The sequence below is a fragment of the Streptomyces sp. CT34 genome, from assembly GCF_000805335.1.
Classification (GTDB): Bacteria; Actinomycetota; Actinomycetes; order Streptomycetales; family Streptomycetaceae; genus Streptomyces.
In genome coordinates this window covers 1,496,325-1,512,038 of the sequence record NZ_KN708638.1, presented here as the reverse complement: position 1 = coordinate 1,512,038, position 15,714 = coordinate 1,496,325, and the positions used below count along the sequence as shown (strand labels likewise).

Genomic DNA, 15,714 nt, shown 5'->3' with positions numbered 1-15,714 from the left:
GTCCGCCCTTTACCTCCCCGCCGTTCTCCGGTTGTTCCCGCATCTTGGTGGCGAGCTGCGGGGGCATCGGCTCGTGCCGCAGGTAGCCGCGGCTGAACCGTCCGGTGCCGTGCGAGAGGGAGCGCAGATCGACGGCGTAGCGCCCGATCTCGATCTCGGGGACCTCGGCGCGGACGAGGGTGCGCCCGGGCCCGGACTGCTCGGTGCCCACGACCCGGCCGCGGCGGCCCGACAGATCGCTCATCACCGGGCCGACGAAGTCGTCCGGGACCAGGACCCGTACGTCGGCGACCGGTTCGAGGAGGTCGATCCGGGCCTGTGCGGCGGCCTCGCGCAGCGCCAGCGCGCCCGCCATCTGGAACGCGGCGTCCGAGGAGTCGACCGAGTGCGCCTTGCCGTCGAGGAGCGTCACGCGGATGTCGACGAGCGGGTGCCCGGCCGCCAGTCCGCGTGCCGCCTGGGCACGGACGCCCTTCTCGACGGACGGGATGAACTGCCGGGGGACCGCGCCGCCCACGACCTTGTCGACGAATTCGATGCCGGAGCCGCCGGGCAGCGGGTCGACCTGGATCTCGCAGATCGCGAACTGGCCGTGTCCGCCGGACTGTTTGACGTGCCGGCCGCGGCCCGGGGCGGGCGCGCCGAAGGTCTCCCGGAGCGGGACCCGGTGGGTGACCGTGTCGACCTGGACGCCGTAACGGGAGCGCAGCCGCTCCAGCGCCACATCGGCGTGCGCCTCGCCCAGGCACCACAGGACCACCTGGCGGGTGTCCTGGTTGTGCTCCAGGCGCATCGTGGGGTCCTCCGCGACGAGCCGGGACAGGCCCTGGGAGAGCTTGTCCTCGTCGGCCTTGCTGTGCGCCTCGATGGCGACCGGCAGCAGCGGGTCCGGCATCGTCCAGGGCTCCATCAGGAGCGGGTCGTCCTTGCCGGAGAGGGTGTCGCCGGTCTCGGCGCGGGTCAGCTTGGCCACGCACGCCAGGTCGCCGGCGATCGCCCGGGACAGCGGGCGCTGCTGCTTGCCGAAGGGTGCGGACAGCGCGCCGATCCGCTCGTCCACGTCGTGGTCCTCGTGGCCGCGGTCCTGGAGGCCGTGGCCGGAGACGTGCACCGTCTCGTCGGGGCGCAGGGTGCCGGAGAAGACCCGTACGAGGGAGAGCCGGCCCACGTACGGGTCGGAGGAGGTCTTGACCACCTCGGCGGCGAGCGGACCCTCGGGGTCGCAGGTGAGGGCCTGCCGCGGGGCGCCGTCGGTGCCGCTGACGGCAGGGGCCTCGCGTTCCGCGGGGGTGGGGAAGCCGCCGGTGATCAGCTCCAGCAGCTCCACGGTGCCGAGCCCCTGCCGGGCGCCGTCGGCGGCCGGGGCGGCGGCCAGTACGGGATGGAAGGAGCCGCGGGCGACCGCCGTCTCCAGGTCGCCGATGAGCGTTTTCACGTCGATCTCCTCACCGCCCAGATAGCGGTCCATGAGGGATTCGTCCTCGCTCTCGGCGATGATGCCCTCGATGAGGCGGTTGCGGGCCGCGGCGATGAGCGGGAGCTCGTCGTCGGTGGGCGCGCGCTCGGTGCGTTCGCCGGAGGAGTAGTCGAAGACCCGCTGGGAGAGCAGGCCGATCAGGCCGTGCACGGGGGCGTGGCCGTCGGCGCCCGGTGTGCCGTACAGGGGGAGATAGAGCGGGAGCACGGCGTCCGGGTCCTCGCCGCCGAGGGTGGCGGCGCACCGCCGGGTCATCTCGTCGAAGTCGGAGCGGGCGGCTTCCAGATGCGTGACGACCAGGGCGCGCGGCATGCCGACCGCGGCGCACTCGTCCCACACCATCCGGGTCGCGCCGGCCACGCCGTCGGCCGCCGAGACAACGAAGAGGGCCGCGTCCGCGGCGCGCAGACCGGCCCTGAGTTCCCCGACGAAATCCGCGTATCCGGGGGTGTCCAACAGATTGATCTTGATTCCGCCCCAGTCCACCGGGACGAGGGAGAGCTGTACGGAGCGCTGCTGGCGGTGCTCGATCTCGTCGTAGTCGGAGAGACAGCCGCCGTCCTCGACCCGGCCCGCCCGGTTGACCGCGCCGGACGCCAGCGCGAGCGCCTCGACGAGGGTGGTCTTGCCCGATCCGCTGTGGCCGACCAGCACCACATTGCGCAGGGCGGTGGGCCGGTCGGCCGCCGGTGCCCTTCCGGCGGCTCCTGGGTTCGTACCCGACTTCTCGCTCATGTGTCTCGCCTCCAGGTCGACACTTTGCGGTGATTCGAGCTTTCCACCGTGGTCATGATGCGTCCATACATGGCACACCGGAGGCGTCCTTCCAAGGAGGCGGTCAGGCCGTCTTACGGGGCCCGTCGGCGCGTGCGGCGGCGTGCGGCGGTGGGCCCGGGCCGTGGGATGGAGCTCGCGCCGCGATGCGTTCGCGGTGCCCCCTTGCCTCCTGGCTACGATGGGCCAGCCGGTGGCCCCTTGACCGCGCGGCCCGTATCGACCCTCCGGGAAGGTCATGCTGAACAAGTACGCGCGTGCTTTCTTCACGCGTGTTCTCACACCGTTCGCCGCCCTGCTCATCCGTCTCGGGGTCAGCCCGGACGCGGTGACCCTCGTCGGGACCGGCGGTGTGGTGGCCGGCGCCCTGATCTTCTACCCCCAGGGCGAGTTCTTCTGGGGCACGATCGTGATCACGCTGTTCGTCTTCTCCGACCTGGTAGACGGCAACATGGCGCGGCAGCTGGGCCGCTCCAGCCGGTGGGGCGCCTTCCTGGACTCCACCCTCGACCGGGTCGCCGACTCGGCGATCTTCGGCGGGCTGGCCCTGTGGTACGCCGGACGCGGTGACAGCCTGACGCTCTGCGCGATCGCGATCTTCTGTCTGGCCAGCGGCCAGGTCGTGTCGTACACCAAGGCACGCGGCGAGGCCATCGGGCTGCCGGTGAACGTCAACGGCCTGGTGGAGCGCGCCGAGCGGCTGGTCATCTCGCTGGTCGCCTGCGGTCTGTCGGGGCTGCACAAGTTCGGGGTGCCCGGCGTGGAGGTCCTGCTGCCGATCGCCCTGTGGATCGTCGCCGCCGGCAGCGCGGTCACCCTCGGCCAGCGCGTGGTGACGGTACGCCGGGAGTCGGCCGAGGCCGACGCCGTCGCTCAAGGGGGGAACGGCTGATGGGACGCGGATCGCTGATCGACACCGGGAAGCTGACCGACGGGCTGTACGGCCTGGGCTGGAGCACCGTCAAGAAGCTGCCGGAAGGCGTCGCCGTACGGCTGGGGCAGCAGATCGCCGACGCGGTCTGGCGGCGCCGCGGCAAGGGCGTCCGCCGCCTGGAGGCGAACCTCGCGCGGGTCGTCCCGGACGCCTCCCAGCAGCAGTTGGCCGCGCTCTCCCGGGCCGGGATGCGCTCGTACCTGCGGTACTGGATGGAGTCGTTCCGGCTGCCGGCGTGGAGCGAGGAGCGGATAAAGGCCGGATTCACCCCCCAGGACGTGCACTACCTGGAGGAGGGGCTCAAGAGCGGGCGCGGGGTGATCCTGGCGCTGCCCCACATGGGCAACTACGACCTCGCGGGCGTCTGGGTCACCACCAAGCTCGGCGTCCCGTTCACCACCGTCGCCGAGCGCCTCAAGCCGGAGAGCCTCTACGACCGGTTCGTCGCCTACCGCGAGGGCCTGGGCATGGAGGTGCTGCCGCACACCGGCGGCGCCGCCTTCGGCACCCTGGCCCGGCGGCTGCGGGCCGGCGGGCTGGTCTGCCTGGTCGCCGACCGCGACCTGTCCAGCTCCGGGATCCCGGTCAAGTTCTTCGGCGAGCCGACCAAGATGCCGGCCGGCCCCGCGATGCTCGCCGTCCAGACCGGCGCGATGCTGCTGCCGGTCACCCTCTGGTACGACAACACCCCCGTCATGCGCGGCCGGGTCCACCCGGAGATCGAGGTGCCGGAGAACGGCACCCGCACCGAGAAGGCCGCCCAGATGACCCAGCAGCTCGCCGACGCCTTCGCCTCCGGTATCGCCGACCACCCCGAGGACTGGCACATGCTCCAGCGCCTCTGGCTCGCCGATCTGGAGCCGCGCGCGGCCGAGCCGTCCGGAACGGAGACGCCGTGAGAATCGGCATCGTCTGCCCCTACGCCTGGGACGTCCCCGGTGGCGTCCAGTTCCACATCCGGGATCTGGCCGAGCACCTGATCCGGTGCGGCCACCATGTCTCGGTGCTGGCCCCCGCGGACGACGAGCCCCCGCTGCCGCCGTACGTCGTCCCGGCCGGCCGCGCCGTCCCCGTCCCGTACAACGGCTCGGTGGCCCGCCTCAACTTCGGCTTCCTGTCCGCCGCCCGGGTCCGCCGCTGGCTGCAGAACGGCGCCTTCGACGTCATCCACATCCACGAACCGGCGTCCCCGTCCCTCGGCCTGCTCGCCTGCTGGGCGGCCCAGGGCCCGATCGTGGCGACCTTCCACACCTCCAACCCGCGCTCCCGGGCCATGATCGCCGCGTATCCGATCCTCCAGCCCGCCCTGGAGAAGATCAGCGCGCGGATCGCGGTCAGCGAGTACGCCCGCCGCACCCTCGTCGAACACCTCGGCGGCGACGCGGTGGTCATCCCCAACGGCGTGGACGTCGACTTCTTCGCCCGGGCCGAACCAAAGGCCGAGTGGCAGGGCCGGACCATCGGGTTCATCGGCCGGATCGACGAGCCCCGCAAGGGCCTGCCGGTCCTGATGAAGGCGTTCCCGGCGATCCTCGCCGCGGTCCCGGACGCCCGGCTGCTGGTCGCCGGCCGCGGCGACGAGGAGGAGGCGGTCGCCGGCCTGCCCGCCGAACTCCGCTCCCGCGTCGAGTTCCTGGGCATGGTCACCGACGAGGACAAGGCGCGCCTGCTGCGCAGCGTGGACGTCTACGTGGCCCCCAATACGGGTGGCGAGTCCTTCGGCATCGTCCTCGTGGAGGCGATGTCCGCGGGCGCGCCGGTGCTCGCCAGCGACCTCGACGCGTTCGCCCAGGTCCTGGACCAGGGCGAGGCGGGCGAGCTGTTCGCCAACGAGGACGACCGGGCGCTGGCCGACGCCGCGGTGCGGCTGCTGGGCGATCCCGAGCGGCTGGCCGAGCTCCGCGAGCGCGGCAGCAAGCACGTGCGGCGCTTCGACTGGACGACGGTCGGCGCGGACATCCTCGCGGTGTACGAGACGGTGACGACGGGGGCGTCCGCGGTGGCCACCGACGAGCGGGTCGGGCTGCGCGCCCGCAGGTGGCTCGCCAAGGACTGAGCCGCTTCGCTGCGCTTGGCCGGCTTCCCACGTTGTCGGCTTTCCCGCCGTGGGTGTTGTTCGCCCTTGCGCCCCTCCGCTGCGCTTTGCCTCGCCCGACGTTGTCTGCTTTCTCGCCGTTGCGCCTGCGGCGGGCGGGGTCCGCTGCGCGGGGCTGTCGGCCCGCCCCCTCCCGTTGGGGGTGGGGAGGGGATGGCGGGCCGCCGGCGTGCGGGTAACGTGACGGGGCGTGACCACCTTGATCTGGATCGCCGCCGCGATCGTCCTCATCGGCGTCTACCTGAGCTGGACGGCGGGCCGCCTGGACCGCCTGCACGCGCGGATCGACGCCGCCCGCGCGGCCCTGGACGCGCAGCTGCTCCGGCGGGCCTCCGTGGCCCAGGAGGTGGGGACCTCGGGCGTGCTCGATCCGGCCGCGTCCATCGTGCTCTACCAGGCCGCGCACGAGGCCCGGCAGGCCGAGGAGGACCACCGCGAGGTCGCGGAGAGCGAGTTGAGTCAGGCGCTGCGCGCGGTCTTCGAGGAGGAGGCGCAGCTGGAGGCCGTACGGGAGGCGCCGGGCGGGGAGCAGACGGTCACCGAGCTGACCGCCGCGGTCCGGCGGGTCCCGATGGCGCGGCGGTTCCACAACGACGCCGTACGGGCCGCGCGCGCGGTCCGCCGCCACCGGGTGGTCCGCTATCTCCGGCTGGCCGGCCATGCGCCGTTCCCGCTGGCCTTCGAGATGGACGACGAGCCGCCGGCCGTACTGGACGGCCGCCCGGCCGGGAGCTGACCGGCGGGAGACCGCCCGGCCCGGGACCGCGCCGCGGGGGAGCGGCGCGTCCGGCCTCCAAGATGCCGGCCTGTGACAAGCCACCGGCCTCTAATTGGCCCTTTTCCCAGGTCCCTGGCCAACGGTTGTGTGGGCGCCGAAGCGCAACCACCCGCACTGAGTGAGGTCTACCGTGTCCAGCACGCCCAACACGCCCCAGAACCCCGAGACCGGAACCGCGCGCGTCAAGCGCGGTATGGCGGAGCAGCTCAAGGGCGGCGTGATCATGGACGTCGTCACGCCGGAAGAGGCGAAGATCGCCGAGGACGCCGGCGCCGTCGCCGTCATGGCCCTGGAGCGGGTGCCGGCCGACATCCGCAAGGACGGCGGCGTGGCCCGTATGTCCGACCCCGACATGATCGACGGCATCATCAACGCCGTCTCGATCCCGGTCATGGCCAAGTCCCGAATCGGCCACTTCGTCGAGGCCCAGGTCCTCCAGTCGCTCGGCGTGGACTACATCGACGAGTCCGAGGTCCTCACCCCCGCCGACGAGGTCAACCACTCCGACAAGTGGGCCTTCACCACTCCCTTCGTCTGTGGTGCCACCAACCTGGGCGAAGCCCTGCGCCGCATCGCCGAGGGCGCGGCCATGATCCGCTCCAAGGGCGAGGCCGGCACCGGCAACGTCGTCGAGGCGGTCCGCCACCTGCGCCAGATCAAGGGCGAGATCGCCAAGCTGCGGGGCTGCGACAACAACGAGCTGTACGCCGCCGCCAAGGAGCTGCGCGCCCCGTTCGAGCTGGTCAAGGAGGTCGCCGAGCTCGGCAAGCTGCCCGTCGTGCTGTTCTCCGCCGGTGGTGTCGCCACCCCCGCCGATGCCGCGCTGATGCGTCAGCTCGGTGCCGAGGGCGTCTTCGTGGGCTCCGGCATCTTCAAGTCCGGCGACCCGGCCAAGCGCGCCGCCGCGATCGTGAAGGCCACCACCTTCTACGACGACCCCAAGGTCATCGCGGATGTCTCCCGCAACCTGGGCGAGGCCATGGTCGGCATCAACTGCGACACCCTCCCCGAGGCCGAGCGCTACGCCAACCGCGGCTGGTAAGGATCCCCACGAAGATGAGCACCACCCCCACCATCGGTGTGCTGGCGCTCCAGGGCGACGTCCGCGAGCACGTCAGGGCGCTCGCGGACGCCGGCGCCCAGGCCCGCCCGGTACGCCGCCCCGAGGAGCTGGCCGAGGTCGACGGCCTGGTCATCCCCGGCGGCGAGTCCACCACCATGTCCAAACTGGCCGTCGTCTTCGGCATGTTGGAGCCGCTGCGCGCGTTCGTGAAGGCGGGCCGGCCGGTCTACGGCACCTGCGCCGGCATGATCATGGTCGCGGACAAGCTGCTGGACGCCCGCGAGGACCAGGAGACGCTCGGCGGCGTCGACATGATCGTGCGCCGTAACGCCTTCGGGCGGCAGAACGAGTCCTTCGAGGCCGCGGTCGAGGTCGCCGGTATCGACGGCGGGCCGGTCGAGGGCGTCTTCATCCGGGCGCCATGGGTCGAGTCGGTCGGGGCCGGCGTCGAGGTCCTGGCGACGTACGGTGGACATACGGTGGCCGTCCGGGAAGGTAACGTCCTTGCCACGTCGTTCCATCCGGAGCTCACCGGTGACCACCGCATCCACGCGCTGTTCGTGGACATGGTGCGTGCGGCGGCCTGACGCATCCCCGGTAGGATCTCAGGCGATCGTTTCTGAAATGGGTTACGCGAAGGAGACAGGCGGATGTCCGGCCACTCTAAATGGGCTACGACGAAGCACAAGAAGGCCGTGATCGATGCCAAGCGCGGCAAGCTCTTCGCGAAGCTGATCAAGAACATCGAGGTTGCGGCGCGCATGGGCGGGGCCGACATCGACGGCAACCCGACGCTGTTCGACGCCATCCAGAAGGCCAAGAAGCAGTCGGTCCCGAACAAGAACATCGACTCCGCGGTCAAGCGCGGCGCCGGCCTCGAAGCCGGTGGCGCCGACTACGAGACGATCATGTATGAGGGCTACGGTCCCAACGGTGTCGCGGTGTTGGTCGAGTGCCTGACCGACAACCGCAACCGTGCCGCGTCCGACGTCCGCGTCGCGATGACCCGCAACGGCGGCTCGATGGCCGACCCGGGCTCGGTGTCCTACCTGTTCAACCGCAAGGGCGTGGTGATCGTCCCCAAGGGCGAGCTGACCGAGGACGACGTGCTGGGCGCGGTCCTGGACGCCGGTGCCGAGGAGGTCAACGACCTCGGCGAGTCCTTCGAGGTGCTCAGCGAGGCCACCGACCTGGTCGCGGTGCGCACCGCGCTCCAGGAGGCCGGCATCGACTACGACTCGGCCGACGCCAACTTCGTCCCGACCATGCAGGTCGAGCTGGAGGAAGAGGGCGCGCGCAAGATCTTCAAGCTGATCGACGCGCTGGAGGACAGCGACGACGTGCAGAACGTCTTCGCCAACTTCGACGTGTCCGACGACGTCATGGCGAAGGTCGACGCCTGACGCGCAGGCCGACTCACGGTCGTTCGACGGGCCGGCGGGGACCCCCCCCGCCGGCCCGTTCGTTTGTCAGTGGCAGCCACTAACCTGCAGGAACACAGGAACAGGCGACCGATAACGGCGAGGGGGCGGGGCCCGATGAAGGTGCTGGGGGTGGACCCGGGGCTGACGCGGTGCGGGGTCGGCGTGGTGGACGGGGTCGCGGGACGGCCGCTGACCATGGCCGGCGTCGGCGTCGTGCGGACCCCGGCGGACGCCGATGTCGCGCACCGCCTCGTGCTGATCGAGCGCGGCATAGACGAGTGGCTCGACGCGCACCGCCCCGAATGCGTCGCCGTGGAGCGGGTGTTCAGCCAGCACAACGTCCGTACGGTCATGGGCACGGCCCAGGCCAGCGCGGTCGCGATGCTGTGCGCCGCGCGCCGCGGGCTGCCGGTCGCGCTGCACACCCCGAGCGAGGTCAAGGCGGCGGTGACCGGCTCAGGCCGGGCCGACAAGGCGCAGGTCGGCGCGATGGTCACCCGCCTGCTGCGGCTGGACGCACTGCCCAAACCGGCCGACGCCGCCGACGCCCTCGCGCTCGCCATCTGCCACATCTGGCGCGCCCCCGCGGTCAACCGCCTCCAGCAGGCGCACGCCGCGGCCCGCCGCGCCTCCGCTCCCGTACGCACGCTGAAGGGCACCCGATGATCGCCTTTGTCTCCGGCCCGGTCGCGGCCCTCGCCCCGGACACCGCCGTCGTCGAGGTCGGCGGTGTCGGCATGGCCGTGCAGTGCACGCCGAACACCCTGTCCGGACTGCGGGTCGGCGCGCGGACCAAGCTCGCCACCACCCTCGTCGTCCGCGAGGACTCGCTCACCCTCTACGGCTTCGCCGACGATGACGAGCGGCAGACCTTCGAGCTGCTGCAGACCGCCAGCGGTGTCGGCCCCCGGCTCGCCCAGGCCATGCTGGCCGTGCACTCCCCGGACGCGCTGCGGCTCGCGGTGTCCACGGGCGACGAGAAGGCGCTGACCGCCGTGCCCGGCATCGGCAAGAAGGGCGCGCAGAAGCTGCTGCTGGAGCTCAAGGACCGGCTCGGCACACCGGTCGGCGGCGGCCGGGCGACCGTCGGCAGCGCCGTGACCGCCGGCTGGCGCGATCAGCTCCAGGCCGCGCTGATCGGCCTGGGGTATGCCACCCGCGAGGCGGACGAGGCGGTCACCGCGGTCGCCCCGCAGGCCGAGGCGGCGGCAGCGGCCGGTGGGCAGCCGCAGGTGCCGCAGCTGCTGAAGGCCGCGCTGCAGACCCTGAACCGGGCGCGATGACCGGCGCGCCCCGGCGGCCGGTGGCCCCGAGGGGCGGCCGGTGCGCCGCCGTCCGGGCCCCGCGCCCCCGACCGTACGACCACGCAGGCGGCCCGGCCGCCCCGACCCCGCGAGGCATTCCGCAGTGAACTGGGACGACACCGCACCGTCCACCGCCGAGGACGCCGCCGGCGCCCCGGCCGACCGGCTGGTGGCGGCCGACGCCGATGGCGAGGACACCGCCGTCGAGGCCGCCCTCCGGCCCAAGGACCTGGAGGAGTTCGTCGGCCAGGAGCGGGTCCGCGAACAGCTCGACCTGGTGCTGAAGGCGGCCCGCGCCCGCGGCGCCACCGCCGACCACGTGCTGCTCTCCGGGGCTCCCGGGCTGGGCAAGACGACCCTCTCGATGATCATCGCGGCCGAGATGGGCGCCCCGATCCGGATCACGTCCGGCCCGGCCATCCAGCACGCCGGCGATCTCGCGGCGATCCTCTCCTCCCTCCAGGAGGGCGAGGTCCTCTTCCTCGACGAGATCCACCGGATGTCCCGGCCCGCCGAGGAAATGCTGTACATGGCCATGGAGGACTTCCGGGTCGACGTGATCGTCGGCAAGGGCCCGGGCGCCACCGCCATCCCGCTGGAGCTCCCGCCGTTCACGCTGGTCGGCGCCACGACCCGGGCCGGTCTGCTGCCGCCGCCGCTGCGCGACCGCTTCGGCTTCACCGGCCACATGGAGTTCTACGCCCCCGCCGAGCTCCGGCGCGTCATCCACCGCTCCGCCGGTCTGCTCGACGTCGCCATAGAGACCGAGGGCGCCGCCGAGATCGCCGGCCGCTCCCGCGGCACGCCCCGGATCGCCAACCGCCTGCTGCGCCGGGTGCGCGACTACGCCCAGGTCAAGGCGGACGGGGTGATCACCCGCGAGGTCGCCTCGCAGGCCCTGGGGGTCTACGAGGTCGACGCCCGCGGTCTGGACCGGCTCGACCGGGCGGTGCTCACCGCCCTGCTCAAGCTGTTCGGCGGCGGCCCGGTGGGACTGTCCACCCTGGCGGTCGCGGTGGGGGAGGAGCGCGAGACGGTCGAGGAGGTCGCCGAGCCGTTCCTCGTACGGGAGGGGCTGCTGGCGCGTACGCCGCGTGGCCGGATCGCGACCCCGGCGGCCTGGACGCACATGGGACTGGTCCCGCCCCAGCAGCAGGCGGGCGGCAGCGTCCAGCAGGGCTTGTTCGGGGCATGACGGCGCGGAGACTCGCCCGGTGAGGAACTGCGGTGCGATGCTGGGCGTTGTTCCACTGGTGGAGACTCGCTTAGACTCCGCCGATGCCGCCCGTATGGGCGGTGCATCCACCCCCGCTATATGAGACCGCGGAGCAGCGGTCGTGCGAAGGATTTCCGTCCCGTGAGTATCGTGACTCTCCTCCCCTTCATCGTCCTCATCGGGGCCATGTTCCTGATGACGCGGTCCGCCAAGAAGAAGCAGCAGGCGGCCCAGCAGATGCGCGATGAAATGCAGGCCGGCACCGGCGTCCGGACCATCGGTGGCATGTACGCCACCGTCAAGGAAATCCACGAGGACACCGTCCTCCTGGAGGTCGCCCCCGGCGTGCACGCCATCTACGCCAAGAACGCCATCGGCGCGGTGCTCGCGGATGAGGAGTACAACCGCATTCTGGACGGTGCCGACCCGGTCGTCGGCGACGAGCAGCCGGTCGTCCCGGACGACATCTCGTCGCTGACCGGTGCCGGTGCCGATGAGGCCACCGAAAAGGGTGACAAGGCCGACAAGATCGACCTGGGCAAGACCGAGGCCGAGGCCGAGCCCGCCGCCGACGAGGCCGCGAAGGCCGACGGCGACAAGGCGGACAAGGCCGACAAGGCCGAGGAGCCCGCCAAGGCCGAGGCCGACACCGCCAAGGAAGACAAGAAGGCCGGCGGCGCCGACGCGAAGTAGTCCGTTCTCCGGGAACCGCGGCGCGCCCCCGATGGGGGCACCGCGGTTCCCCGACGGTCTAGGCTCCGGCGGGGGCACGTCCCCACAAGACTTCGTGGCCGCTCGGCAGACATCCCAGGCCGAGGGGTTGGACAGGGAGAAACGACAAGGTGGCAGCACCGAAAAAGGGCCGCAGGTCGCCCGCGAACCAGGGGCATCCAGGGCGCACCCTGATTCTGGTTCTGATCGCGATGGCGGGGCTGGTCGGAGGCATGTTCTCCACCGGCACGCTGACCCCCCGACTGGGCATCGACCTGGCGGGTGGCACCAGCTTCACGCTGGCGGCGCAGAACCAGCCGGGCAAGCCCAACGCGATCAACGAGACCAACATGAACACCGCCGTGAGCATCATGGAGCGGCGGGTCAACGGTCTCGGTGTGACCGAGGCCGAGGTCCAGAAGCAGGGCAGCGACCACATCATCGTGAACATCCCCAAGGGGACGGACGCGAAGCAGGCCCGCCAGCAGGTCGGCACCACCGCTCAGCTCGCCTTCCGGCCGGTGCTGACCACCACCGCCGGCACCAAGACCCCGGAGCCCAAGCCCAGCCCCTCCCAGAACGGCAAGAACGGCAAGGGCAGCGGCGAGCAGGCCACCGGCAAGGACGGCGGCAAGAGCTCCTCGCCCTCGCCCAGCGCGAGCTCCACGGCCCAGGGCCGCGCCGTCACGGACGCCCTGAAGAAGCCGTCCGCGCCGCCGTCCGACTCCGGGACGACCAAGCCGTCCAACCAGCCGACGCCGCCCGCCCCCGGTGGCGCGGGTATCCCGCCGGCCCTGCAGAAGCAGCTCGGCGCGCTGGACTGCTCCACGAAGCAGAGCCGGGCCGCGGCCGGTGAGCAGGCCGCCAACGCCAAGCCGTCCGACCCGGTCGTGGCCTGCAAGAACGACGGTTCGCAGAAGTACGTGCTCGGCCCGGTCGGCGTCGAGGGCACGGACGTCAAGAGCGCCAAGGCGGTCTTCGACAGCCAGGGCGGCCAGGGCTGGATCGTCAATATGGACTTCACCTCCGGCGGCGGCAAGAAGTTCGCGGACGTCACCGGCAAGCTCGCCGCCAAGTCGCCGCCCCAGGACCAGTTCGCGATCGTGCTGGACGGCGCGGTGGTCTCCGACCCGCGCGTCAAGACGCAGCTCAACCAGGGGAACGCCACCATCTCCGGCGGCTTCACCCAGCAGTCGGCGCAGGACCTGGGCAACATGCTGTCGTATGGTGCGCTGCCGCTGTCCTTCAAGATCGACGACGAGACCACGGTGACCGCGGCGCTCGGCGGCGAGCAGCTGCACGCCGGCCTGATCGCCGGTGCCATCGGTCTGGCGCTGGTCGTCGTCTACCTGGTCGCCTACTACCGGGGGCTGGCGCTGGTCGCGCTGGCGAGCCTGGTCGTCTCGGCGATCCTGACGTACACGATCATGACGTTGCTCGGACCGGCCATCGGGTTCGCGCTGAACCTCCCGGCGGTCTGCGGCGCCATCGTGGCGATCGGTATCACAGCCGACTCGTTCATCGTCTACTTCGAACGCATCCGGGACGAGATCCGCGAGGGGCGCACCCTGCGCCCGGCCGTCGAGCGCGGCTGGCCGCGGGCCCGCCGGACGATCCTGGTCTCCGACTTCGTGTCGTTCCTGGCCGCCGCGGTGCTGTTCATCGTCACCGTCGGCAAGGTGCAGGGCTTCGCGTTCACGCTCGGCCTGACCACCCTGCTCGACGTCGTCGTGGTCTTCCTCTTCACCAAGCCGCTGATGACGCTGCTGGCCCGGCGGAAGTTCTTCTCCGAGGGACACTCCTGGTCCGGCCTCGATCCCAAGCGCCTGGGCGCCAAGCCGCCGCTGCGCCGCCGTCGCACCGCCCCCACCCAGACGAAGGAGGCGTGAGATGTCCAAGCTCGGCAACATCGGCGCCCGGCTCTACCGCGGTGAGGTCGGCTACGACTTCATCGGCAAGCGGATGATCTGGTACGGCATCTCGATCCTCATCACCATCACGGCCATCGTCGGCCTGTCGGTGCGCAGCCTGAACATGGGCATCGAGTTCTCCGGCGGTGCGGTCTTCACCACCCCGAAGACCTCGGTGTCGACGGAGGAGGCCCGGCACCGGGCCGAGTCAGCGGCCAACGGCCACCAGGCCGTGGCCCAGAAGCTCGGCGGCGGCGCGCTGCGCATCCAGATCAGCGGTCTGGACACCAAGCAGGCGCTGCCCGTCCAGGAAGAGCTCGCCAAGGACCTCAACGTTCCGGTCAAGGACGTCAACACCCAGCTGGTCGGCCCGAGTTGGGGCCAGCAGATCGCCGACAAGGCATGGCTGGGCCTGGGGATCTTCATGGTCCTCGTGGTGCTCTATCTGGCCGTCGCGTTCGAGTGGCGGATGGCGCTGGCCGCGCTGGTCGCGCTGATCCACGACCTGACGATCACGGTCGGCGTCTACGCCCTGGTCGGCTTCGAGGTCACCCCGGGCACGGTCATCGGTCTGCTGACGATCCTCGGTTACTCCCTCTACGACACGGTCGTCGTCTTCGACAGCCTGAAGGAAGCCTCCAAGGACATCACCAAGCAGAACCGCTTCACATACGGCGAGATCGCCAACCGCAGCATCAACGGCACCCTGGTGCGGTCGATCAACACCACGGTCGTGGCACTGCTCCCGGTCGCCGGCCTGCTGTTCGTCGGTGGCGGGGTGCTCGGCGCCGGCATGCTCAACGACATCTCGCTGGCCCTGTTCGTGGGTCTGGCCGCCGGTGCCTACTCGTCGATCTTCATCGCGACGCCGCTGGTCGCCGACCTCAAGGGCCGCGAGCCGCAGATGCAGGCGCTCGCCAAGCGGGTCCTGGCGAAGCGCGCCGCGTCGGCGGCCAAGGAGGCACGCGAGGAGGGGCAGCCGGACGCCGCCCCGGCCGACGACGAGGCCGAGGACGCCGCGGTCGTCGGCCCGCGGCAGCAGCCCGCCTCCCGCAGCCGCGGACGCGGTCCGTCGGGCAAGCGCCGGTGACCGCCTCACCGGAGCTGCGTGAGCTCCTGCTGAGCCGGATCTCGGACGTCCCGGACTACCCGAAGCCGGGCGTGATGTTCAAGGACATCACCCCGCTGCTCGCCGACCCGGCCGCGTTCGGCGCGCTGACCGGCGCCTTCGTCGACCTGTGCGAGTGCTACCGCGTGGACAAGGTCGTCGGCCTGGAGGCCCGCGGATTCATCCTCGCCGCCCCGGTCGCGGTCTCCGCCGGTATCGGTTTCGTACCGGTGCGCAAGGCCGGCAAACTGCCCGGCGCGACGCTCGGCCAGACCTACGAGCTGGAGTACGGCACCGCCGAGATCGAGATCCACGCCGATGCGCTGGCCCCTGGCGACCGGGTGCTGGTGATCGACGACGTGCTCGCCACCGGCGGCACCGCGGACGCGTCGATGCAGCTCATCCGGCGTGCGGGTGCCGAGGTCGCGGGCCTGGCGGTGCTGCTGGAGCTGGGCTTCCTGGCCGGCCGGCAGCGGCTGGAGCCGGGCCTGAAGGACGCTCCGCTGGAGGCGCTGATCACGATCTGAGTCGGCCTTTCGGCACGGTACGGGCACCAGGGGCATCCGGAACATTCCGGATGCCCCTGGTGCTGTGTCATGTACGGAGCCATGGCCGCGCGGCAGCCGTGGCCATGGGCTCGATACCATGGCACCCCGGCCGCTTCGAGGTCCTGGGGTCCGTACCCGCATGAGGAGTGCTCTTGCCAGACGAGGCCCAGCCGCTCTCCCCCGGACTGCGTCCGGCGGGAACCCCTGCCGCGCGCCCGGACGAGCCGAAGCCGAAGGACGCGGCTTCCTCCGCCGAGCCGAAGCCCGAGCGGCAGAGCGCGGCCGGCGGAACCGCCAAGCCCCGGCCGCCCGCCGACCGGCCCGCCGGCTCCCCGGCCCCCGCCGACCGGTCCCGCCCGGCCGCCGCGGCAC

At 71.7% G+C, this 15,714-nt stretch carries 15 protein-coding genes and 1 pseudogene; 15 read left to right on the top strand and 1 reads right to left on the bottom strand.

The window, feature by feature from the left end; all coding sequences use genetic code 11:
• A partial coding sequence (locus RZ84_RS06795; protein WP_107068240.1) for an elongation factor G-like protein EF-G2 occupies positions 1-2,212 on the bottom strand: 2,212 nt, incomplete at its 3' end.
• A gap of 277 nt (positions 2,213-2,489) precedes the next feature.
• On the opposite strand from RZ84_RS06795, the gene pgsA reads away from it, so the two are divergent.
• The 15 genes and pseudogenes from pgsA to RZ84_RS40735 all read left to right on the top strand — a co-directional run.
• Positions 2,490-3,143 (top strand): phosphatidylinositol phosphate synthase, encoded by a 654-nt coding sequence (pgsA, locus tag RZ84_RS06790; protein ID WP_043263530.1) that lies wholly within the window; start codon positions 2,490-2,492, stop codon positions 3,141-3,143.
• Positions 3,143-4,084 carry a phosphatidylinositol mannoside acyltransferase gene (locus RZ84_RS06785; protein WP_043263529.1) on the top strand — a complete coding sequence of 314 codons (942 nt, stop codon included), beginning with the start codon at positions 3,143-3,145 and terminating at the stop codon, positions 4,082-4,084. Before pgsA ends, RZ84_RS06785 begins: the two co-directional genes overlap by 1 nt.
• Positions 4,081-5,241 (top strand): glycosyltransferase family 4 protein, encoded by a 1,161-nt coding sequence (locus RZ84_RS06780; RefSeq protein WP_043263528.1) that lies wholly within the window; start codon positions 4,081-4,083, stop codon positions 5,239-5,241. Before RZ84_RS06785 ends, RZ84_RS06780 begins: the two co-directional genes overlap by 4 nt.
• A 229-nt stretch (positions 5,242-5,470) precedes the next feature.
• Complete coding sequence (locus tag RZ84_RS06775) at positions 5,471-6,016, top strand: LemA family protein (protein ID WP_043263527.1); 546 nt, start codon at positions 5,471-5,473, stop codon at positions 6,014-6,016.
• 172 nt (positions 6,017-6,188) lie between these two features.
• Positions 6,189-7,100 (top strand): pyridoxal 5'-phosphate synthase lyase subunit PdxS, encoded by a 912-nt coding sequence (gene pdxS / locus RZ84_RS06770; RefSeq protein WP_043263526.1) that lies wholly within the window; start codon positions 6,189-6,191, stop codon positions 7,098-7,100.
• Positions 7,101-7,114: 14 nt separating this feature from the next.
• Entirely contained in the window at positions 7,115-7,708 is a 594-nt protein-coding gene (gene pdxT, locus RZ84_RS06765; RefSeq protein ID WP_043263525.1) for a pyridoxal 5'-phosphate synthase glutaminase subunit PdxT, read from the top strand.
• A 63-nt stretch (positions 7,709-7,771) separates the two neighbouring features.
• On the top strand, positions 7,772-8,524 hold the full coding sequence (locus RZ84_RS06760; RefSeq protein WP_043263524.1) for a YebC/PmpR family DNA-binding transcriptional regulator: 753 nt from the start codon (positions 7,772-7,774) through the stop codon (positions 8,522-8,524).
• Between the two features lie 135 nt (positions 8,525-8,659).
• Positions 8,660-9,211, top strand: coding sequence for a crossover junction endodeoxyribonuclease RuvC (gene ruvC / locus RZ84_RS06755; RefSeq protein ID WP_043263523.1), 552 nt, complete (start codon positions 8,660-8,662; stop codon positions 9,209-9,211).
• Positions 9,208-9,828 carry a Holliday junction branch migration protein RuvA gene (gene ruvA / locus RZ84_RS06750; protein ID WP_043263522.1) on the top strand — a complete coding sequence of 207 codons (621 nt, stop codon included), beginning with the start codon at positions 9,208-9,210 and terminating at the stop codon, positions 9,826-9,828. Before ruvC ends, ruvA begins: the two co-directional genes overlap by 4 nt.
• A gap of 124 nt (positions 9,829-9,952) precedes the next feature.
• Positions 9,953-11,044: a Holliday junction branch migration DNA helicase RuvB gene (gene ruvB, locus RZ84_RS06745; RefSeq protein ID WP_043263521.1), complete on the top strand. Its 1,092-nt coding sequence runs from the start codon at positions 9,953-9,955 to the stop codon at positions 11,042-11,044.
• 162 nt (positions 11,045-11,206) lie between these two features.
• Entirely contained in the window at positions 11,207-11,758 is a 552-nt protein-coding gene (gene yajC, locus RZ84_RS06740) for a preprotein translocase subunit YajC (RefSeq protein ID WP_043263520.1), read from the top strand.
• 149 nt (positions 11,759-11,907) lie between these two features.
• Positions 11,908-13,665, top strand: a complete 1,758-nt coding sequence (gene secD / locus RZ84_RS06735; protein WP_043263519.1) for a protein translocase subunit SecD — start codon at positions 11,908-11,910, stop codon at positions 13,663-13,665.
• A 1-nt stretch (position 13,666) separates the two neighbouring features.
• Positions 13,667-14,776, top strand: coding sequence for a protein translocase subunit SecF (gene secF / locus RZ84_RS06730; protein WP_043263518.1), 1,110 nt, complete (start codon positions 13,667-13,669; stop codon positions 14,774-14,776).
• Positions 14,773-15,321, top strand: a complete 549-nt coding sequence (locus tag RZ84_RS06725) for an adenine phosphoribosyltransferase (protein WP_043263517.1) — start codon at positions 14,773-14,775, stop codon at positions 15,319-15,321. The genes secF and RZ84_RS06725 overlap by 4 nt, the downstream gene beginning before the upstream one ends.
• A gap of 167 nt (positions 15,322-15,488) precedes the next feature.
• Positions 15,489-15,714: pseudogene (locus RZ84_RS40735) on the top strand (hypothetical protein); the annotation flags it as partial.